This window comes from Sulfitobacter sp. 1A12056 (genome assembly GCF_043558125.1).
GTDB classification, from domain to species: domain Bacteria; phylum Pseudomonadota; class Alphaproteobacteria; order Rhodobacterales; family Rhodobacteraceae; genus Sulfitobacter; species Sulfitobacter faviae.
The window spans coordinates 42,711-61,826 of sequence record NZ_JBIFFY010000011.1; the positions used below are offsets into that span (position 1 = coordinate 42,711).

A 19,116-nucleotide genomic window follows, 5' to 3' on the forward strand; every position below is an offset into this window, starting at 1 on the left:
TACGTCACGTCAGATGCACCTAATTCAGACGCGAAAATACGCAACTCTCTACCTTCAAACACACTCTGTGCGTTATCGAACAGCGTGCAGAATGTTTACCAGCAGGCACAAAGATATCTGCCCAAAGAAGCCCTGAGTTTCATCTCGAAGACTTCGAATAGCGCCTCAAACCGTAATCTCTCAAGTATCCATTCATTTCTGACCTGTAGTGAGGGTCTGACACGACAAAGGAATGACAACTTTGAAGAACTTTAAGTTCGCCCAATCAAGATGGAGGCGGACTCAGGCGCAGGTGCAGCGAACGGCAGCTTCGTCTACATAGCCAACTCGTGTCTCTCGGATGATGCTGTGAAGGGTCATGAAGGACCGTTTTGAATACCTGCGCCGCAGAGATGACCAGGGGCGAAGGTCCGGTCTAGCCGCAGAGCTGTGGTCAACAGAAAGGCACGAGCTATGGGTCTTTGTTGTGGAGCAACATGAACAGTACCAACGCAGGGCCATGGTTTAAGCGCGACCGATCGCGGTGATCCAGAAGTTGATCTCTCGAAATGGTCTAGTCAATCTGGCAAAGCGCAGAATAGGCCACTTGGATGCGAAGGTTCGGGGGGATATAGTTAGGTCTTTCATCGCTCAGCAATCCTGCGAAAGTTAAGTTCTGGTTTCCGCCTCTCCTCTCTGCGGTCGCGGCCAGGGAACTGGCAAGCCGGGCGCAAAGACGCCCCGCACGAGGGCGAGGCCTGTCGCCTCAATCGTCCCACCGGGGCGCAAGGCTCGATGGCGATACAGTCCGGCCATCAAGCTGGGCAAGCGCAGCGATGCGGCGATCTCGGTCTCGCTCAGCGTAATTTCCGCCGCCGTGAGGTTCTCGGCGAGCCGCTCCGGCTTGGCTGTCTTAGGCAGGGCGATGACATTAGTCTGAGACAGCAACCAGGCCACGGCGATGGAAGCCGGGGTGATGTTGTGTGTCTCAGCAATCTCCGTGCAGCACCGGGTCCGTCATCACCTTTCCCTGCGCCAATGGAGCGTAGGCTGTTGGCGGCAGGGCCACAGCGTCCATATGAGCGCGCAGATTGCGCTGATCGATACAGGGATGCATCTCGACCTGATTGGTCGCCAGCGGGGCTTGCAGGATCGTCGCCGCCTCCTTCAGCATCGGCACCGTGAAATTCGACATGCCGCCATGGCGTACCTTGCCCTCGGCGATAAGCGCGTCGAGGACGGGCAAGGTCTCGCTCAATGGCACCTCACGCGAGGGCCAGTGCAGCAGCAGCAGGTCGATGTAGTCAGTCCCAAGCGCCTTCAAACTCGCCTCTACCGCTTTGCGGAAATTCCCGGCAGCGAAGTCGTGCGGCAGGATCTTGGCTGTCAGGAAGACCCGATCGCGCGGGGTCGCGGCAGCACGCAGGCCTTCACCGACCTCGGCCTCATTTTCGTAGGCCTACGCGGTGTCGACATGGCGGTAGCCTTCGGCGAGAGCCGCCTTGGTGATCTCGCGCGCTTTGCCCGCATTCATCTTGAAGGTGCCAAGGCCAAGCGCTGGAATTCCTGCGGGGCCGATATGGTCAATTGTCATGCGATGTCCTTTCATTCAGCAGCGACTGCGCGCCGCGGAGTTGCGGCGTTGTCCAGCCGACCCGACAGGCGGGTCAGCGCAATGCCGATGGCGACGATCAGCGCGCCGAGATAGGGGGCAGCGGCAAGGCCCATGCCTTCGACGATCAGCCCGCCGATCCATGCACCAAGTGCGATGCCGAGGTTGAAGGCGCCGATGTTCAGGCCCGAAGCCACATCGACTGCTTCCGGCGCCACTTCGCGAGCAATCTGCACCACATAGGCTTGCAGCGGCGGCACATTGGCGAAGGCAAAGCCACCCCAGACCGCGACCACCGCCACCGTGGCCACTGGCGACGTCAGCACCAGACCGAGGCCCAGCAGCACCACAGACAGGCCCGCAAAGATCACCGTGAGCGCCGGCACCGGGCCGATGCGGTCCGACAGCTTGCCGCCAAAGATGTTGCCCGCCGCGACCGAGGCGCCATAGAGCAGGATGATGACGCTCACGCTGGTCGCGCCGAAGCCGGTCACATCGGTGAGCATCGGGGCAAGATAGGTGAAGGCGACGAAGTTGCCGCCATAACCGATGGCCGTAATCAGATAGACCAGCAGCAAGCGCGGCGAGGTCAGTACGCGGGCCTGGGCGCGCAGACCGGGGGCCGCGCCCTGCGGCAGGTTGGCAGGCACCAGCAGCGCCGAAGCCACAAGCCCAATCAGGCCAAGCGCCACGACCCCGAGGAAGGTCGCCTGCCAGCCCCAGGCTTGCCCGATCCAGGTGCCCAGTGGCACACCGGTGACCAACGCTACGGTCAGACCGAGGAACACCAGTGCGATTGCAGAGCTTTCCTTGTCGCGGCTGACCAGACCGGTGGCAATGGTCGAAGCGATGGCGAAGAACACCCCATGCGCCAGCCCGGTGATGAAGCGCGCGGCGATCAGGCTGCTATACCCCGGTGCGAAGGCGGCAAAGGCGTTCCCGGCGATGAATAGCACCAGCAGAGACAAGAGCAGCGTCTTGCGTGGCAGGCGCGCGGTCAGCGCCGTGAGCACCGGCGCGCCGATGGTCACGCCGAGCGCGTAGAGGCTGACGAGCAGGCCCGCGGAGGGCAGGCTCACGCCAAGGTCGGCGGCGATGGTGGGGATCAGGCCGACGATAACGAATTCGGTCGTGCCGACGGCAAAGGCGCTGATCGTCAGCGCCCAGAGGGCAAGGGGCATGGCAAATCTCCTGTTTTGCTTGTCCCGACCCAGATGGACGGGATAGGTTTTTGCGTGAACAGACGGGTTTGCAAAGGGTCTTTGCGCAACATGCACGAATTGCCCCAGACACGGGAGCTCGCGGCTTTTGCGGCTGTGGTCGAGGACGGCAGCTTTGCCGAGGCCGGGCGGCGGCTGGGGGTGGCTCCCTCGACCCTGTCGCGCACGGTCACGCGGCTGGAGACGCTCTTGAACGTCACCCTGCTGCGCCGCTCCACCCGCGCGATCGAACTCACGCCCGAGGGGCGGCAGCTGTTGGCGGCGGCGCAGGAAATCCTCCGCCAGACCGAGGCGCTGTCGGACATCGCCCAAGGCAGCCGCACCCCGCGCGGACCGCTGAGGGTGAACGCGCCGGTGCCCTTCGTGCTGCATGCCATTGCCCCGCGTCTTGAGGAATTTCACGCGCGGTATCCGCAGGTGGCGGTAACGCTGGATATGACCGACCGCCCCGTGGACCTGATCGACAGCCACGCTGATTTGGCAATCCGGTTCGGGCCGCTGAAGGACAGCGATGTGCTGCACCGCAGACTGGGGCGCACGGCGTGGAAGCTCTGCGCCGCGCCCGCCTATCTGGAGCGGACGGGCTGGCCCGCGGGGCCTGCGGATCTCGCGGGGCTGTCACAGGTGGGTTTCACCGCGCCCGCGCATATCAATCGACTGGTGTTCAAGGACATTGGTGAGGTGACGCTGCCCACCTCTGTGCAGGCGGAGAACGGTGAGGCGGTCCGCGCGCTGGTGCTGGGCGGCATGGGGGTGGCGCGGTTTAGCGATTACATGGTGGCTGATGACCTTGCAGCAGGACGGCTGGTAGAGCTGTTCCCCGGCCAGCTGGACACGTTCCCGCTCGACGTCACCGCGCTCTACCTCACGCGCACCGCCGGCCTGCGACGGCTTGCCGTGTTTCTCGATTGGCTACGCGAGGTGCTGCCGGACGGGGGTTGAGGGATCTGGCTGGTCGCGCTGCTGGGGGGGGGCCTGCAGGATACCTGGCAGTCAAGAATATCCATGCAGGCCCTGCCGCGTGGTCCCGCCGAATGGACCAGAGCGCGCGGAAAGTTCGCCAAATAGTTTAGTGCTTATTCCCATTGCTGGGGCAGGCGACATGCCCCTGCTGCTTTTTTCTGCGGCTTGCTGATCCGTTGGGAGCCCGCCGTCAATTGAACGCCAAGCGCTTAATACACTGCGCTTCTAAGCCTCTTGCGCGTTTGGCGCGGCCAGCTCCAGCCGTAGTTATCCACACCCAATACTGCGGCGACCCTTTTTCGGGGCAACGCTCGGAGCGATTTTGGTTTTGCTAGATAAACGATCAGCGTTCGCCGTGGATCAAGAATCCGCGATAGGGCCAACTAGGAAAACTGCAATGATGAAACGTCGAGCTCGGACCGATGAGAAAACGAAGCCGCGGAAGGTGTCCCTGACGGATGCTGAGTGGCACGAAATTAAACGGCAGGCCGATAGGAAGGGCGTATCACGATCAAGGTACATCGCCGAACGAACATTGGTATCCGGTAGGCCCACTAGTGCCAGTGGGGATATTTTTGACTTGCTCTTTGCATATCGCGAAGCGGTTCGCGTATTGGACGCTTTGCTTGAGGCCGTCTTTGCCTCACCAAACGAGATCGACATTTTGTTTGTCATGCAGAGGCTGGATCGGCTTAACGAAATCCTCTGGCGTGGTCTCCAGTTTGGCGCCGGAAACGGCTGGACGGACGGGAGCGATGCGCTGTGAAGCTGCTCTGGTCGCCTCATTCTACCGGGCCTGCGGCTCGCGTGGTCAGCTATCTGATGTCTGACCGCCACGTGGCACAGATCGCGGGGACGCGGGAGGTGGTGCTCAGGAAACCCGTGCCGGAACTCATCGCGGGGGACGGGCATCTGGTCGCTGGATGTATTGAGGCGCTGGAAACGCGCCACCGGTACAGCTGCGCCACATTGTCGTTTGCTCCAGACGAAATTGATATGGTCGCGTGGCGGTCAGGCGACCCCGAACTGAGGCGGAAAACCAATGCCGCTTTGGCTCTCTGGGCGGAAGTGGCCTGGTCCGGCATTGCGCCGGAGGCGCGCCCGCCAATGCTGGCTGGCACACATCTCCATGCCGGTCACCTTGAGATTAATATCTTGGTACCACGGGCGCTTTTCCGAAAAGTTTACGGGAAGGTCGTGCCGCGGGCTTGGAACCCTCATCCACCAACCGGCGAGAGCTGCAGGATCTGGGATGCGTATCAGGATGCGGTCAACCATGCCTATGGATGGCATGACCCTGGGGATCCCCATAGGACGGCAGCGATCGGCGGTCCCTCGTGGGTGCTCAAACGGGCTGCAGCCTTGGATCGCTGGGCGGGCTGCCTCTTTACCCCTGATGGCGACATCGCTGGTGGGGACGCTGATCGCGTGGCTGCCGAGGACCCGAAGGTCCAGATCATGCTCGCGGCCCGCATTCTGGCACGCTGCGGTGTCGGCAACCGCGAGGCGCTGTTGGCCGGGATTGAGCCCGTGCTCGCCGATCTCGGGTGGCGCATCGATCATCTCCGCCCCGATTCCATCGCCCTGTGCTCGGAGCGTGAGGAACGTGATCAGCGGTTGATCCTGCATGGGGCACTTTGCCATCCGACCCCGCCTACACCTGACCCAGCCATGGTGCTGGCGCGACAGCGCATCCTTTCGCTGGCTTCAGGGCATCTGGCTGAGGCGATGAGTCGGCGGGCGGATGATGCACGCCGCATCCTCCACCGCGCATTCTGTCGGCCACCTGCTCCAGCGGACCCTATGGGCATCCTGCGCGGCCCGAGTCCGACCTCTCACTCCATCCGGGATCGCCTAGCTAGGCGTGTCAGAGATATTCTCGATCGGATCGCTGCAATGCTTCAGCAGGCCCAGGTCACGGATGCCTTGACCCGTTGGGCTGAACGTCCCGGCGGCGGCTTCGGGGCAGCCCGCGACCAGATTTCGGAACTGGCGAATATGCCGCCCATCAACATTCCCGACTTCCACAATCCACAGCAAACACCGGCACCCTCGGCCGAACACGATATGGAGACCCCGACACCATGACAGATACTGAAATCCTTTACCGCGACCTGCGCCGCCTCTTGGATGCGATTGAGGCGCTGTTGGAGCGCGGTGCGTCACCGATCGCCGCTCCGATTGAACAGATGCTCGCAGACCTTCATGCGATCCAGACCGATCTCGAGGTCTGCGCCACCGCGATGTTCAGGACCGCCGAAGCTGTCCAGGCACTTGCAAACCGCACCGATCCGACGAACGAAATCGCCCGGCTGCATCGTCGGCTGGACAAGATGGGGGTCCCGGAGTGCTGAGGACGGGTGCGACACTCGTGAAGGAGGTAGAGTCTGCACCCAGCCTCTACCCTTCTTTAGGCCCAGACGCGCAGAAAAGACTGAAAATTGTGGATAACCTCTCCGGTGCGTTGTCGCTGCGCATAAGTCTAACCTGCGACAACAACGGATGGGATCGACAATTATGAGCCGGAAGGCCAAGCACACTGACCGGGAGCTGGACGCACGCATCGCCGACTTCTTCGGCACGGCAGGTCGCAAACCGACATATTCGGAAATCAAGGAGATGTGTCCCCTTGGCGTGTCCAATGACAGGATTTCGTCGGCGCTGAGCCGGGCGGAAGATAGGGGCTACGTCACCGGCAAGGCAGATGGAGGCGATAGTAAAGAATTCCCTACGGCCGCGCTGGTGGAATTTCGGGCAACGTTCGAAGAAATCTGTCAGGAGGTCGAAACACTCCGCCAGAAGACTCGGAGGCTTGAGACCGAGAACAGTAACCTTCGCGCCTCACAGGAACGCCTTCTCGCCAGGCAGTCGGCAGAGATCGCCAAGGCTGTGGAAGAAGTGCGGCAGGAAGCGGAAGGGCACCTCAACGCTATGGCGCGTGCATTTCTTAAGGTAGGTCTCGAAGGCTGATCGCGCTCACCTGCGAGGGGATTGGCCTATTCCACCGTCAGGACGCCCTCTACTAAAAAAAGCTGCAGAAGCTCCGAAGAGCCAGTCTAGCTCCAGTTCTGACCGCTGGACGCAGCGCGACCGGGAAGCATTTCAGGTAGAGGCATCGTCTGGTCCACTTCACTCGTGGCATTGTCAGCAAACCACCTGAGACGGATCAATACGGCCTGAATGGTAGGCGCCCACGTCACCCGCCCGTTCGAACTCGAAACTGTCGTGGGGGCGGCGCCACAGCCCTAGGATTTGAGCTAATTCAGAACACCCGGGGCAAGAGATCGATTGCCGCTTTCTTAAGGTCGAACGGCATCCCATTCACATCCCCATACACCTCCTCGTTGAGGTCCGCCCCGGCGTGCCCGAGAAGGTCAAGGCGGACGTCTTTCAGGACCTCTGGCCGTACTTTAAGAGCCTGATTGAAACTGTGGCGCAAGCTATGACCATCGAGGCCTTTTGGGTTGCCATCCAGCTGACACTCGCGAAGCTTCCGCCAGTTGTATCTCAGGGCAGACATGAACTTTTTCTTGGCGCTGGTCGGGCGCAGTTCGGGAAACAACAACCTCTCCCCTTCGGACATCGTCCGGTCGCGATGCTCCAGCAAACCAAGCTCGAGCAAATGCTCATGGATCGGGATCAGCCGCGCGCTGTGCGCGTTCTTGATCCGGCGTTCCTCATGAGAGCGAATATCAAACCCGTACTGGCCATCGACCTCAACGATCGCATCCACGGTCAGACCGGCGACTTCTTCCATCCGCCCGCCCGAATAAGCGACCATCAGTGGCACGAAAAACAGTCCATCTTTGATGACTTCATTACCGCGTTCATGCCGCCTGCCGTCACTGCGGCAGCCCTGCCAGACGGGATGCTGAAACAGCGCATTGATCTCGTCAGGCTGGAAAGCAGAGCGCTTGCTGCGGGCGCGCACATCCTCCCGCCGGCGTAGCAGTGAGGGATCAAGGTCGACATCTACGGCAGACCGCTCGTTGGCCCGCGCATGCTTCAGCACAGCACCAATTTGATCAAGATACGAATTATACGTCGAGGGAGCGCGACCCAGTTGTTCATCTTCCAATTCCTGCGCTTCAGTCTCGAGATCCGCCCAGGTCAGGAAGGCATCGTCTCTTCGTTTCAAGAAATTATTCCTGAGGTCCTCAATCCGCTCTTCGAAGATCCGGAAATGATACTGTTCCACCTCCGTGACGGTCTGGATGCCTGTCAGCAAACAAAACGTCTTCACCCGAGAGCGCCGCTGGTCGGCGGTTTTGTCGTCCATTTCGCCCTTTGCCTGCGCGATCTTGATGCTGCGCTCGCAGGCGCCCGCGATGTCTACGCCGTAAGGCTGTTTGGCGGGCGAACGGTGTAGCGGTTCATTGCAGTCTCGCGCTGCCTCGAACTGCTCCGTCAATCTTTGGATGGTCAACGGCTCCTCAGAAAGCTGAACGCCGGGAGTCAGACACACGGGAGTAGGCTCAGCAATCGCATGTTCAGGTTCGATCTGTTTCGCCGCAACGGCAACATTCGTTGGTGGTGCCGTAGTTTGCGGATTAGCGGCCTCCTGCATTGGGATGCCTTCGGTCACGGGCTTCGCGATCTCGCGGAGCATGCTCTGGTACGTTTCACGAACAGACACCTTGTCCGTATCAAGGCAGTCCAGAGAGGCAAGCCGCGCCTGCAGATAGACCTCCATGATCTGAGCGCGATGCTCCATCGACTTCGGAATCATTCCTGTCGCCCTGGTAAACTCCTCTGTCAGTGCATTTATCGTTTCCGGCGCCGAAAGCGCATGGCCCTCTGCTTGGTGACACCGCATAACGTTCGCCAGCATGTCGGGCGACCATTCCGGATTGATTTGGCTAGGCGGAAACGCTTTCCCAATGCCGTTCTGCAAGAGAGAAGCCAATGCAATCCGGAGAGGCTCACGGTTTTCCGGAGCGGCAAAACCGGACCGGCCCAAGATCCATTCAAGCCGCCGCTGACGACGCGATTCCTGAATCGACTGCGTCAACCGCACCTTCATGTAACGGTGCAGCAGATCTTCTGGGATCTCGTCCAAAACAAAGGTAAACGCATCCAGCACGTTTTCGAACTCCATGGTCAGCATCCCAACACATGTAAGCGCAAGATTCGGGTCTTTCGTCCCTAGCGAGACCAAGACGGGCGAACGAGATGTGGATAACTCAGGGATACGCCGACGAAAATAGTATTGTCCGCGTTGCTGGTAGAGGTAACTTGACAGGGACATGCAATCTCCGGGTTTCGGAGAGCCTACTTCGATGGGTGAAAAGGAGCAGAGGCAACCCGATGTGCAACCTCGTGTGCAACCAAATCTGCCAACTCGGGGGAACAACATCGGAGCCAAACACGAAATGCGTTTATTCTCAGATGCTTACCAGAAAATTGGCTCCGGCGGTAGGGATCGAACCTACGACCAATTGATTAACAGTCAACTGCTCTACCGCTGAGCTACGCCGGAATGCCTATGTCTGTCTTTCGGGCAACGCCCTCGGACAGCGGCTCTTTAACGCGGGCGGTCCGGGGTGCGCAAGAGCAATTGACCGATTGAAGCGAATTTTTTTCGATTATCTGCAAACCCACGTGAAATGCGCCCCGCGACACGGTTCGGCACCGGGGGCCGGCATCACAGGTCCGTGACACATCCCCTCCTCCGGCGCTTAGGGCTGGACGGGTTGCACGGGCTGCGGTTGAAACTGGGATCGTATGAACAACTCAATGTCCTGAAAGGGAAAACATGACCTTCCTCTCCCCCTACCAGCCGCAGATACTCTCGCTTTTCCGCATCATGTCGGGGCTCTTGGTGCTGCAACATGGCACGACCAAGATCCTTAGCTTTCCAGCCGGACCGATGAACGGTGTGTCGATCGCCTCGATGGGTGGAATCGCGGGCGTAATCGAATTGGTCTTTGGCGTCTTGCTGGCGATCGGCCTGTTCTCGCGCCTGTCAGCCTTTATCCTGAGCGGCTTGACGGCGGTGGCCTATTTCATCGCGCATATGCCGCAGGGGTTCTTTCCGCTGCTGAATGGCGGTGAATTGGCGGCGCTTTACAGCTTTGGCTTTCTCTACCTTGCCGCCGCCGGGCCGGGGCCATGGTCGGTCGACGCGATGCGCGGGCAAGGCTGAAAACAAAACGGCCTGGCCCTGGAACGGGCCATGCCAAACTCACATGGGCAGAAACGCGCGGATCAGAAACCCGCCGCCTGCCCGTCTTTGCGCGGATCGGACCCGGCGGAATATCCGCCCTCGGGCAAGCGCTGCACCAGCTGCGCGCCGCCGAAACCGAAAGCATTGTCCGGCGCTTCGACATGGACGACATGACCCAGATCGCGCAGCCCTTGCAAAAGCTCGGGCGCCATGGCCGGTTCGCAAGCCACTTCCAGCCCCGACAGAATGCGCCAGCGCGGCGCATCGGCGGCGACCTGAACGTCCTGCCCCCAAAGCTGCGTGCGCAACAGCAGTTGCATATGGCCTTGGGCCTGAATCGGGCCGCCCATCATGCCATAGGCCATCAGGGGCTGGCCGTCCTTCATCGCGAAGCCGGGGATGATCGTATGGAAGGGCCGCTTGCCCCCCGCCACGATATTCTGATGCCCCGGCTCGGTGGTGAAGCCAAAGCCGCGGTTCTGCATCGATACGCCCGTCCCCGGCACCACCACGCCCGAGCCGAAGCCCGCGTAGTTCGACTGGATGAAGCTGACCATCATGCCCGAGGCATCCGCCGTGCTCATCAGAACCGTGCCGCCTTGCTTGGGCGCGCCCGCGCCAAAGTCCTGCGCCTTCTCGGTCGAGATCAGCGCGGCGCGCGACTTGAGGTATTCGGGATCGAGCAGCGCCTTTTCGTCGACCTCCGTCATGGCCGTGCGATCCGCCACATAGGCATGCAGATCACTATAGGCGAGCTTGCAGGCTTCGATCTGCAAATGCACCGCCATCAAGTCGTCTGCGCCATACGCGCGGATGTCGCTATGCTCCAGAATGCCAAGCGCCATCAGCGCGGCGATCCCCTGCCCGTTTGGCGGAATCTCATGCAGCTCTACATCGTCGAAACTTTGGCTGATCGTGCCGCACCATTCGGGCTTGTTCGCCGCCAGATCTTCCATGGTCATCGCGCCGCCATTGGCCTTGGCATGGGCCACGATCTCTTCGGCGATCTCCCCCTCGTAAAAGGCGCGGCCCTTGGTCTCGGCGATCAGCCGCAGGGTGCGGGCCGCGCCGGGATTGCGGAACCGCTCCCCTGCTTTCGGGGCGCGCCCCTCGGGGAGAAAGGTCTCGGCAAATCCCGGCTGCTTGCCCAGAACCTCGGCCCCGCGCGCCCAGAGTGTCGCGATAGTGGGCGAGACGAGGAAGCCCTCTTCGGCATAGCGGATCGCCGGGGCCAGCACCGTCGCCAGATCGAGCTTGCCGAACTTCTCCAGCAATTCGACCCAAGCGCTGACCGCGCCCGGCACGGTGACACTGTCCCAGCCATGCTCGACCATGCCCTCGGGGAACCGCTCAGGCGACCAAGCGGCCGGCGCGCGGCCCGAGGCATTGAGACCGTGCAGCTTTTCCCCATCCCACAGGATACAGAAGGCATCGGACCCCAACCCATTGCCCGTCGGCTCCACCACCGTCAGCGCCGCGGCGGTCGCAATTGCAGCATCCACCGCATTGCCCCCCTGCTGCATCATCAAAAGACCGGCTTGCGTGGCCAGTGGCTGAGAGGTCGCGACGACGTTGTCGGCAACCACGGGGGATCGGTGGGACGGGTAGATGGGATCGTGACGAAGCATAGCTGTCCTTTGCTTGGGTAAGGCCAGCGGCACGGTCAAACCGGCCGCCTGCGGCGTTGCCGGCAAAGTGAACGTGAATGCATCTGCATGCAACTGCCCAGCCGGAGAATTCCGCGGGGATAACGTGCTTGTTGGCGGCTTTGTTACCCGCCGCTGCCCGCCGAGCTGCCTGCCTTGAGGCGCAGCATCTTGCGATGGTGGCGGAAACTCCGCTCGCAATGGCCCGGGGTGAAGATCATGACCCAAAGCGCCCAAAGAACGCTCTCCTCCCGGTATTGCCACGCCCTTGCACAGAGCGACTGATCGGCATCGGAGAAGATGCAATTATGCAGGATGCGAGACCAGTCTCTTACGTTAACCAACATCTGGAACCTCCCTTTCGCTGAGCAATGGGGCGTCTCGCCGTCATCGCCAAGGATCTGGTCCCCCCGGATGTTTAGAATGCTGGCCGAAAATTCTGCCGAGAATAAGGCGGAGGGCTGGTGAGACCGTGCCGGGCAAATGTTACAAAGTTGCAAAGCGGGGGTACGCTGGGGGCGCATGCGATGACGGCCCGAACGGGGGCGGTGCTATCGTGCAGGTGTGGGTGGCGGAGACGAAGGGATTCGAACCCTCGAGACCCTTCCGGGCCTACTCCCTTAGCAGGGGAGCGCCTTCGACCACTCGGCCACGTCTCCGCGGATGGGTATAGCCGCGCAAGCCAAGGAGATACAAGGCGAAATTCCGTTAATTGCGAAATACGCCTGCGACCCCTTCAAACCCTTGAAATGGCACTAAAAGGCACTGATCGGCACCGTTCGGAGGAAAGATTTGGACAATTCCCTCACGCGGGTTCGCGGCTTGGGCAGGCGGGGCTGTTCGCCGAAAAAGGCCTGCGGTCACGATTCGAGATGGCACGACCGCGCGTTTCCGTCGCGCGATCATCGATCCCAGCTCCTCGCCAAGAGGAGGTTGCATCATGAACAAACCCGATCAAGATCCTGGCCACGCCACCCTTGCAGAGCTTGCTGCCTACTGGCGGATGCCGTCGAAGCGCGCCGCCCGCGAACTCGCCCGAGCGCTCGGCCTCCGTCGGGTTCGGGGGAAATTTCCTTGGTTCGCAATCTGGCAAGCGGAAAGGATTGCGCCGCCACCCAAGAAAAGGTGGGACGAACTCAAGCATCCCCATCTGACAACAACCGATCTGGCAGAACTGCTCGGAGAGTCTAAACGCTCCGCGCAACGTCGGGATCACTCGAAACCAGACGCAGGCTTTCCCGATCCCGTGCCAATCCGGAAGAAGCCCAAGCTGTGGCGGGCGTCACAGGTCAACGCTTGGTGCGCAGGCCTCCCGGTCCCGGTCTATCGGGTGAAGTCCAGATCGGCACAGGTGACTTCGACGGAGACGCCAAAGGCCCTGTCGAAGACCAACTTCAACGGTTTCGATCCCTACGCCCAGAAACGGTTTGCGGCCAAGCCAAACGGCAAAATGACAGCCTCCACAGCGAACGGAAAAACGGACGAACACCCGTGAATAATCTTGCGACAATTCCACACGAGGGTCTGTCATTTTCCATTTCGTCGCCCCGAACAACGGCCAATCTTGCCTTCAAACGGCCAAGCAAGGAACTTACCAATGTCCTTTGATCCTTTCCTCCGCAATTCACACACTCCCGCGAAAGCGACGATAGAGAATTTGCAGGACGTGCTCACTTGGGTGAACAATGACTGCGAATGCGAAGAAACCACGAAGAATGGATATCGAGGTGCCCTCTTATGGGTATCGAAGCACGCAAGAACCCCCCTCACCGATCTCCCCGCTGACAGAGATGCTGTCCTTGCAAGGTTCCCAAACCGCGACTTTACGCGAGAATGGGCGAAGACCTACAATGCGTTCCTCGCCCGGAAGAAGAATTTATCTGCCGCTATCAATGGCGCCACAGGTATCATCGCCGAGAAAGCCGCCCACCGAGCACGATCAGACGGTTGGCACCGCTTGATTGATCGTCTCCGCTTTCTATTGTCATCTTATCCGGCCCAAACAAAATTTATCGATCCCAGAAAGATTATCGCTATTGAGGTTTTGGCTGGTCTGGCGCGCTCCTTGGAAATCGATGCATGTGACGTGGAAGGTGACGTTCCTCTGAAGATCTATAGTGCCACGGGGAAGCCAGGGCGGCGAAAAGCCTGCGTGGAGGCGATGGCCCTAATGAATGAGGTCAGGGGCCTCGACGATGGGGAACTCATGGCGTGCCTTCCGCGAGCGCCGATTGTGTTCGCCCGCCCCAAGAAGCCAGAGCACATCGAAATCCCAGGGATACTCGAGCAAGAGATCGAGGTCTGGGTCGAACTTGCCGCCCGAGGTCCCTGGTCCCCAACGGACGAGGCATACCAACCGGGCATTGATCCTATGCCATTTCGGAATGCCGTTAGAAAAATCGTAAGGACCGCCCTGATGATCCGAGCGATCGACAGCAAGTGCTATACTATCGCCTTTGCCTTCGCCGATAGCATCATGACTGAGGTTATCCGCACGTGGCGCAGGTGGGAAGCGGATGCCGATCCGAGGGCAATCAAAGCAAGCACAGCCAAGGGCTACCTTGAACGCGCTAAGACCCTTCTCGAGCGGAATGGTGAAGCAACCTACCATATCAGAACCCTCCTAAAGACCGACCGCTGGCTGACCTTGACTTCCGGCCGCCACAACAAAATGTCTCCGCGAACGCAGCGTTTCTGTCGGCGTGTCGTCCGCGATCTCCAGGCGCGCGGTGATTTCGTTTCACTGCATATCAGCTTCTGGAGGAAAGCAGTTTTTCACCTCCGGAAAGCAAAGCAATTTCCCTCCGAAGCGACAGGTCACTTGGACGTAGCCCGGAAATACGGGACGATTGCGGCCTTTGCCGCCCTGGAGATTGATGCCATTCCCCTCCGTGTCGGCAACGCTCTTGCAATCACATTCCGGGGCAAAGACCCTTGGCTCAGCCTTGGCTCAGCCTTGGCTCGAATAAGAAGATCAACGGGCATCTCTTTGTGCCGCCCGATGAGAACAAAACCGGTAAACCCATAAGTGCGCCGATCTGGGCAAAGAGCCGGACACGAGGCCTCGAGGTGCTCCGGTGGTATGAGGCCGAAATCAGGCCACTGTATCCGCACGCGGGAAGGAACGACTTCTTCTTCCCGGGCATTCAGTCTCCCCACAATTCGCTACCCTACCCCACCTTCAAGAAGTGGTGGACAAACACGATATCTGAGTTCGGCTTTCCAGGCATGAACCCACATATGTTTCGACATGGACAGGCTTCCATCTTGGTCGCGAACAACCCTGGGGACTGGGGTTACGTCATGGCGCGGCTCGGCGACGCGCTCAGCACTTGCATGAATTACTACGGCTGGATCGACGAGGAGCGGCTGATTCTGGAAGGACAGAACCAGCTCACGCGGGGTCTACCCAATGTCTGATTTGCACACCCACCTATTTGATGCCCTCGCCCCCTCGAGCGAAGCGCTCGACAGACCAAAGCGGCGGGACGTGGCCCATTTCTATGGCTGGCTCTCAAGTAACGCACCGGCAAGCGTCGATCGGCACATATTTCTCGCCTACGGTGCTGCGCGCGGCACACGGGCTGTTCTCGGCGATCTCGAAAGAGCGCTCGTTATTTGCCTGCCGAAGCAGCATGAAGCCTTAAAGGAAATGCGGGCTGCCGTTCTCGATCATCGCCGACGGGTGGATGGCAAGGAGATGGTTGTTGATATGGTTCAGGCGCCTTGGTGGGCACCCTTCAGCGCAAATTGCGATCTGGACCGCCTCTCCATTCTTGAATTCAAGCGGCTCGACGCGTGGCTTTCCTGGATGCACGAGAACAGCAAGTCTAATCCCTCGGCGGGCGACTTTCTCGAGTTCTGTAAAGACGCCGCTTCCGAGGTTCCCCTCACGACGCTGCAAGCGGCCGTCGCGAAGCTGGGCTTGCCGGAGATACCTGCAATAACCTTGGAGTTGCCGGCGGCGATCGCGAAGAAGCGCGCTATGACCAGGGGGAGAAGAACGCCACGTCCGCGCACCTCCTGGCCGCGCAGTCACTCGGTAGCGCCTGAAGAATTACCTCTCGACTGGCGCGACACGTTGGCGCTCCTTCGATCGCGCGGAGATATGTCCGACTTGAAGGAAATCTCGGTCGAAAGCATCAACTCCCAAGAGCATCGCTTGCGTGAACTTGTGAAGTCATGCAACTCGAGTGGCCTACCGGCGACCCTCACAGTAGCCGCGCTCGCAAATCATATCCGAGCCCTGCAAGCTCGCGGATGTAGTGCGACCACATGCGAAATTAGCGCAAGTTTCTTGGTGCGGTTCGCTGTCTACCACGGTGTTGACCAAAACGAGCTTAGCGCGATGAAGACGCTACACAGGCAGTTGAAACGCAAAGCTACAGGTGACGTGCCGCGAAAGTTCCAGACGCTGACCGTGGTTGGCTCGGTTGAGAACGTGCTCGGAAAAGCGGCCGACCTCATGCAGCTCGCGCATAAGCAAAGATCCCTGAGGCTCCGCATTTCGTATCTGAACGGAGCCTGCGCCCTTACCCTTTTTGCATTGGTGCCTCTTCGGGTGAACGACTCTAACCTGCAATGGGGAAAAAACGTGACGTATGACGGGGAATGCTACCGCTTGTATGTCCGAACAGGCAAAAGGGGTAATGTTTTCTCAGGTCCGGTAGCCAAGTTTGTAAGCCCGTTTCTGGACGCATTGCTCTTGCGAGGCTGCGATAGTGTCTATCTGGAGGAATTTCGCAATGCCGCCGAACTGGAGCAGCGGCATCTATTCGCCCCTGCTGACGGTGGGCATCTTTCTGATAAGTGCGTCGCGAACCTCTGGGCCCGTCATATTGGATGTAAACCGCACATTGCACGGACCTTGGTCCACACAGAGCTGGGACGGATGGGGGTCGAAGGCGTCGCGCAAGCTTTAGCTCTGTGCGCACAGAGAGACCCCACAACCGCAAAATTCTATCAGGATGAGGCCATGAATGACGCGCTCCTAATGAAAAGCAACGAACTGCTCTTGAAAGGCTTCAGCGTGGCTGAGGTAGAGGCGCTTTTTGCGAACAGACAGCAATGTGTTTCATGAAGTCTGCGAAAGAGGCAACTGGCACCATCGCCCTGGCAAACCGCAAGGTAGGAACAGCCTGATAGTAGCAGAAAATCTTAATAGTAGGATGCCCCCACACTCCCTCAATCAAAGTGACACATACAGCATGCTCGAACCTTGACTTCTGATAACCCAGAGCCGAACGTCACTTCAATTCAATTATAGATTGAGGGACAGCTTTGCCTCACCCGTCACCCGCAAACGTATTCGACCATGTGGACCCCGGCGATGACACGATCGCGAGATTCCACTACCAGTTCGCAACCGCCGCGATCCATGCGATCAATATTGCACGGGGGGTTGGAAGCGCAAAAGCAATTATCTGCGAGAACTTTGAAGACATTATACTTGAAAGGCACGACTCGAAATTTGACGCTATTCAAGTGAAGACGAGCGACCGCCACCGCCCCCCCTTCAAACTTTCCGATAACGCCGTTGAGAAGTCGCTAATCAGGTTCATTAAGCTGAATATGAAATTCCCGGGGCAGTTTTCCGGGTTCTACTTCGAAACGAACCATGAAATGTGGTCCGATAAAGAGAATAGCCAGAATGCTGAGTGGGTAATAAATGAAATAAGGCGCAATCCAAGAGTCAAGGGGCTTCGAAGAACGAACGGCAAACGCGCTGCGGTTGATAAGTTGCGTGTTCGTTCTAATGCACCAGTCGACGTAGTTGTGGAAACTCTATCGAAAACAAATTTCAGATCGAGAAAGGAGGATGTGACCAGCGTCCACAGTTTGCTGCACCAAGCAATGCTTACACATCCCCAATGCTGTGACTTGAAATATCATAGGATCATCGCCCTGTCTGATGCGCTGATCGCAGCCGTCTTCCGTGCATCAAGCAGGGCGCAAATCGCATTCTCAGATCGACTATATGAGGTTGACGGGTAATCCCCCCATTTTTATGGGGGCTCGATCGTAGAACTTACGCAGCCATTCTCAATTTCTGGGCGGGGGTCATCCCGCCGTTGCCCATGTTGGGGCGTTCGTTGTTGTAGGACCAGAGCCACTCGGTGGCAATCTTCTGGACCTCTTCAATGCTTTCGAAAATGTATAAGTCCAGCCACTCGTGGCGGACTGTCCGGTTGTAGCGCTCGTGACCTGCCCCCTGCTGGTCCCTCATTCATAACGAGAGTCTGCAGGTTGGATTTTGGTATTCCGGTTCCGTATCTGGCGCAAGCGCGCCGGGCGCGGAGCCCTCAAATTGCTCAAGCGCTCGGCGCGCTTGCAGCGGTGTCTGGTTGGCCAGCGAGGAATGCGGCCTGACCGTGTTGTAGTCGTAGCGCCAGAGGGCCAGCTTGCGTCGCGCGTCGTCCAGGCTGTCGAAGATCTCCTCGTTCAGCAGCTCGTCTCGCAGGCTGCCATTGAAGCTTTCGATGAACGCGTTCTGCTGGGGCTTGCCCGGGTCGATGTAGTGCCAGGGCACCTCGTTCTCATCGGCCCATTTCAGGATCGCCCGACTGGTGAACTCCGTGCCGTTATCGCTGACAATGCAGCCGGGCTTGCCGTAGACCCGGATAAGGGCGCTGAGCTCCCGGGCAACCCGTGCCCCGGAGAGGCTGGTGTCCGCCACGAGACACAGGCATTCGCGCGTGCAATCGTCGATCACGGCGAGGATCCGGAACTTCCGCGAGGCACCGAAGCTGTCGGATACAAAGTCCAACGACCAGCGTGCGTTGACGCCCGCGGCCGATGGCATCGGGGTTCTTGTGCCACGCGCTCGCTTGCGACCGCGCCGCCTTTTCACGGACAGCCCTTCCTCGCGGTAGATCCGGTAGAGCTTCTTGTGATTCATGACCATGCCCTTGCGCTCCAGCAGGACGCCGATCCGGCGGTAACCGAACCTGCGCCGCTTGCCAGCGATCTCCTGCATCTCCTTGCGGATATCTGTGCAGTCCGGCGGGCGTTCTCGCCGGACTGTCTTGGGATCGACACCAACCAGCCTGCACGCCCGGCGCTGCGAGATGTCATGATCCCGCATCACCTGGAGCGCAGCATCTCGCCGCTTGATCAATGTCGTCAGTTCTTTCCCAGCAGGTCTTTCAACACGACGTTGTCCAGCATGGTATCGGCCAGCAGGCGTTTGAGCTTGGCGTTCTCGTCCTCAAGGGCCTTCAGCCTCGCAGCCTCGGACACCTCCATGCCGCCATACTTGGCCTTCAGCTTGTAGAACGTCGCCGTGCTCAGGCCGTGCCTACGACACACCTCCGCAGTCGGCATTCCGGCCTCCTGCTCCTTGATCATCCCGATTATCTGCGCCTCGGTGAAACGGCTCTTTCGCATGTGTCTGCTCCTTCAGAGTTGGCGCAGACTCTACATCACGGTGAGGGATTTCGCGGGGGGCAGGTCACTCGACATAAGCGTTCTGCTGCGGCTTGCCGGGTTGGATATGGGCCAGGGCGATGCCCTTGTGCTCAGCCCATTCCA

17 protein-coding genes, 2 tRNA genes and 2 pseudogenes are annotated in these 19,116 nt (G+C 59.5%); 10 read left to right on the forward strand and 11 right to left on the reverse strand.

Features of this window, described 5'->3' with window-relative positions; genetic code table 11:
* Positions 1-648: 648 nt before the first annotated feature.
* From ACGYLD_RS16540 to ACGYLD_RS16555, 4 genes and pseudogenes are all read right to left on the reverse strand, one after another.
* The gene (locus ACGYLD_RS16540) at positions 649-936 is read right to left on the reverse strand and encodes a hypothetical protein (RefSeq protein WP_394393597.1); all 288 of its coding nucleotides are present in this window, start codon (positions 934-936) and stop codon (positions 649-651) included.
* 31 nt (positions 937-967) lie between these two features.
* A pseudogene (locus ACGYLD_RS16545) lies at positions 968-1,423 on the reverse strand (aldo/keto reductase); the annotation flags it as partial.
* Positions 1,424-1,438: 15 nt separating this feature from the next.
* The gene (locus ACGYLD_RS16550) at positions 1,439-1,573 is read right to left on the reverse strand and encodes a hypothetical protein (RefSeq protein WP_394393594.1); all 135 of its coding nucleotides are present in this window, start codon (positions 1,571-1,573) and stop codon (positions 1,439-1,441) included.
* 11 nt (positions 1,574-1,584) lie between these two features.
* Entirely contained in the window at positions 1,585-2,772 is a 1,188-nt protein-coding gene (locus ACGYLD_RS16555; RefSeq protein WP_394393591.1) for an MFS transporter, read from the reverse strand.
* Between the two features lie 90 nt (positions 2,773-2,862).
* On the opposite strand from ACGYLD_RS16555, the gene ACGYLD_RS16560 reads away from it, so the two are divergent.
* The 5 genes from ACGYLD_RS16560 to ACGYLD_RS16580 all read left to right on the forward strand — a co-directional run bounded on the left by ACGYLD_RS16560 (position 2,863) and on the right by ACGYLD_RS16580 (position 6,744).
* Positions 2,863-3,753 (forward strand): LysR family transcriptional regulator, encoded by an 891-nt coding sequence (locus ACGYLD_RS16560; protein ID WP_394393588.1) that lies wholly within the window; start codon positions 2,863-2,865, stop codon positions 3,751-3,753.
* 418 nt (positions 3,754-4,171) lie between these two features.
* Positions 4,172-4,540 (forward strand): hypothetical protein, encoded by a 369-nt coding sequence (locus ACGYLD_RS16565; RefSeq protein WP_394393585.1) that lies wholly within the window; start codon positions 4,172-4,174, stop codon positions 4,538-4,540.
* A complete protein-coding gene (locus ACGYLD_RS16570) occupies positions 4,537-5,862 on the forward strand; it encodes a hypothetical protein (protein ID WP_394393582.1) in 1,326 nt (441 codons plus the stop codon). Before ACGYLD_RS16565 ends, ACGYLD_RS16570 begins: the two co-directional genes overlap by 4 nt.
* The gene (locus tag ACGYLD_RS16575; RefSeq protein ID WP_394393579.1) at positions 5,859-6,128 is read left to right on the forward strand and encodes a hypothetical protein; all 270 of its coding nucleotides are present in this window, start codon (positions 5,859-5,861) and stop codon (positions 6,126-6,128) included. Before ACGYLD_RS16570 ends, ACGYLD_RS16575 begins: the two co-directional genes overlap by 4 nt.
* A gap of 163 nt (positions 6,129-6,291) precedes the next feature.
* A complete protein-coding gene (locus tag ACGYLD_RS16580; protein WP_394393577.1) occupies positions 6,292-6,744 on the forward strand; it encodes a hypothetical protein in 453 nt (150 codons plus the stop codon).
* 292 nt (positions 6,745-7,036) lie between these two features.
* Here the strand turns inward: ACGYLD_RS16580 and ACGYLD_RS16585 are convergent, their stop codons facing one another.
* Positions 7,037-9,130, reverse strand: coding sequence for a DUF6538 domain-containing protein (locus ACGYLD_RS16585; RefSeq protein WP_394403242.1), 2,094 nt, complete (start codon positions 9,128-9,130; stop codon positions 7,037-7,039).
* 48 nt (positions 9,131-9,178) lie between these two features.
* Positions 9,179-9,253: transfer RNA gene (locus ACGYLD_RS16590), tRNA-Asn, on the reverse strand.
* Between the two features lie 276 nt (positions 9,254-9,529).
* Here ACGYLD_RS16590 and ACGYLD_RS16595 point away from each other — a divergent pair.
* Positions 9,530-9,919, forward strand: a complete 390-nt coding sequence (locus tag ACGYLD_RS16595) for a DoxX family protein (protein ID WP_271691942.1) — start codon at positions 9,530-9,532, stop codon at positions 9,917-9,919.
* Between the two features lie 62 nt (positions 9,920-9,981).
* Here ACGYLD_RS16595 and ACGYLD_RS16600 read toward each other — a convergent pair whose 3' ends face one another.
* The 3 genes from ACGYLD_RS16600 to ACGYLD_RS16610 all read right to left on the reverse strand — a co-directional run bounded on the left by ACGYLD_RS16600 (position 9,982) and on the right by ACGYLD_RS16610 (position 12,245).
* Positions 9,982-11,568, reverse strand: a complete 1,587-nt coding sequence (locus ACGYLD_RS16600; RefSeq protein WP_394403244.1) for a gamma-glutamyltransferase family protein — start codon at positions 11,566-11,568, stop codon at positions 9,982-9,984.
* Positions 11,569-11,711: 143 nt separating this feature from the next.
* Positions 11,712-11,933 carry a hypothetical protein gene (locus ACGYLD_RS16605; protein ID WP_209217413.1) on the reverse strand — a complete coding sequence of 74 codons (222 nt, stop codon included), beginning with the start codon at positions 11,931-11,933 and terminating at the stop codon, positions 11,712-11,714.
* 222 nt (positions 11,934-12,155) lie between these two features.
* A tRNA-Ser gene (locus ACGYLD_RS16610) sits at positions 12,156-12,245 on the reverse strand.
* A gap of 281 nt (positions 12,246-12,526) precedes the next feature.
* Between ACGYLD_RS16610 and ACGYLD_RS16615 the strand changes: the two genes are divergently transcribed.
* The 4 genes from ACGYLD_RS16615 to ACGYLD_RS16630 all read left to right on the forward strand — a co-directional run bounded on the left by ACGYLD_RS16615 (position 12,527) and on the right by ACGYLD_RS16630 (position 17,580).
* Positions 12,527-13,081, forward strand: coding sequence for a hypothetical protein (locus ACGYLD_RS16615; RefSeq protein ID WP_394403246.1), 555 nt, complete (start codon positions 12,527-12,529; stop codon positions 13,079-13,081).
* Between the two features lie 102 nt (positions 13,082-13,183).
* The gene (locus tag ACGYLD_RS16620; RefSeq protein WP_394403248.1) at positions 13,184-14,614 is read left to right on the forward strand and encodes a hypothetical protein; all 1,431 of its coding nucleotides are present in this window, start codon (positions 13,184-13,186) and stop codon (positions 14,612-14,614) included.
* 384 nt (positions 14,615-14,998) lie between these two features.
* On the forward strand, positions 14,999-16,666 hold the full coding sequence (locus ACGYLD_RS16625) for a hypothetical protein (protein ID WP_394403250.1): 1,668 nt from the start codon (positions 14,999-15,001) through the stop codon (positions 16,664-16,666).
* A gap of 236 nt (positions 16,667-16,902) precedes the next feature.
* Positions 16,903-17,580 (forward strand): dsDNA nuclease domain-containing protein, encoded by a 678-nt coding sequence (locus tag ACGYLD_RS16630; protein ID WP_394403252.1) that lies wholly within the window; start codon positions 16,903-16,905, stop codon positions 17,578-17,580.
* A gap of 34 nt (positions 17,581-17,614) precedes the next feature.
* On the opposite strand, the pseudogene ACGYLD_RS16635 reads toward ACGYLD_RS16630, so the two are convergent.
* Together ACGYLD_RS16635 and ACGYLD_RS16640 are read right to left on the reverse strand one after the other, a co-directional pair.
* A pseudogene (locus ACGYLD_RS16635) lies at positions 17,615-17,803 on the reverse strand (integrase core domain-containing protein); the annotation flags it as partial.
* 9 nt (positions 17,804-17,812) lie between these two features.
* Positions 17,813-18,972, reverse strand: a protein-coding gene (locus tag ACGYLD_RS16640) for an IS3 family transposase (RefSeq protein ID WP_271693579.1) whose coding sequence is annotated in 2 segments (ribosomal slippage) — positions 17,813-18,723 and positions 18,723-18,972 — 1,161 coding nt in all. Because the reading frame shifts where the segments join, the coding sequence is not laid out codon by codon here.
* Positions 18,973-19,116: the final 144 nt, after the last annotated feature.

Coding starts and splice junctions, on each gene's coding strand:
- ACGYLD_RS16550 (WP_394393594.1), bottom strand. CDS start 1,573: ATGACAATTGACCATATCGGCCCCGCAGGAATTCCAGCGCTTGGCCTT.
- ACGYLD_RS16555 (WP_394393591.1), bottom strand. CDS start 2,772: ATGCCCCTTGCCCTCTGGGCGCTGACGATCAGCGCCTTTGCCGTCGGC.
- ACGYLD_RS16560 (WP_394393588.1), top strand. CDS start 2,863: ATGCACGAATTGCCCCAGACACGGGAGCTCGCGGCTTTTGCGGCTGTG.
- ACGYLD_RS16565 (WP_394393585.1), top strand. CDS start 4,172: ATGATGAAACGTCGAGCTCGGACCGATGAGAAAACGAAGCCGCGGAAG.
- ACGYLD_RS16575 (WP_394393579.1), top strand. CDS start 5,859: ATGACAGATACTGAAATCCTTTACCGCGACCTGCGCCGCCTCTTGGAT.
- ACGYLD_RS16580 (WP_394393577.1), top strand. CDS start 6,292: ATGAGCCGGAAGGCCAAGCACACTGACCGGGAGCTGGACGCACGCATC.
- ACGYLD_RS16585 (WP_394403242.1), bottom strand. CDS start 9,130: ATGTTGTTCCCCCGAGTTGGCAGATTTGGTTGCACACGAGGTTGCACA.
- ACGYLD_RS16595 (WP_271691942.1), top strand. CDS start 9,530: ATGACCTTCCTCTCCCCCTACCAGCCGCAGATACTCTCGCTTTTCCGC.
- ACGYLD_RS16600 (WP_394403244.1), bottom strand. CDS start 11,568: ATGCTTCGTCACGATCCCATCTACCCGTCCCACCGATCCCCCGTGGTT.
- ACGYLD_RS16605 (WP_209217413.1), bottom strand. CDS start 11,933: ATGTTGGTTAACGTAAGAGACTGGTCTCGCATCCTGCATAATTGCATC.
- ACGYLD_RS16615 (WP_394403246.1), top strand. CDS start 12,527: ATGAACAAACCCGATCAAGATCCTGGCCACGCCACCCTTGCAGAGCTT.
- ACGYLD_RS16620 (WP_394403248.1), top strand. CDS start 13,184: ATGTCCTTTGATCCTTTCCTCCGCAATTCACACACTCCCGCGAAAGCG.
- ACGYLD_RS16625 (WP_394403250.1), top strand. CDS start 14,999: ATGTCTGATTTGCACACCCACCTATTTGATGCCCTCGCCCCCTCGAGC.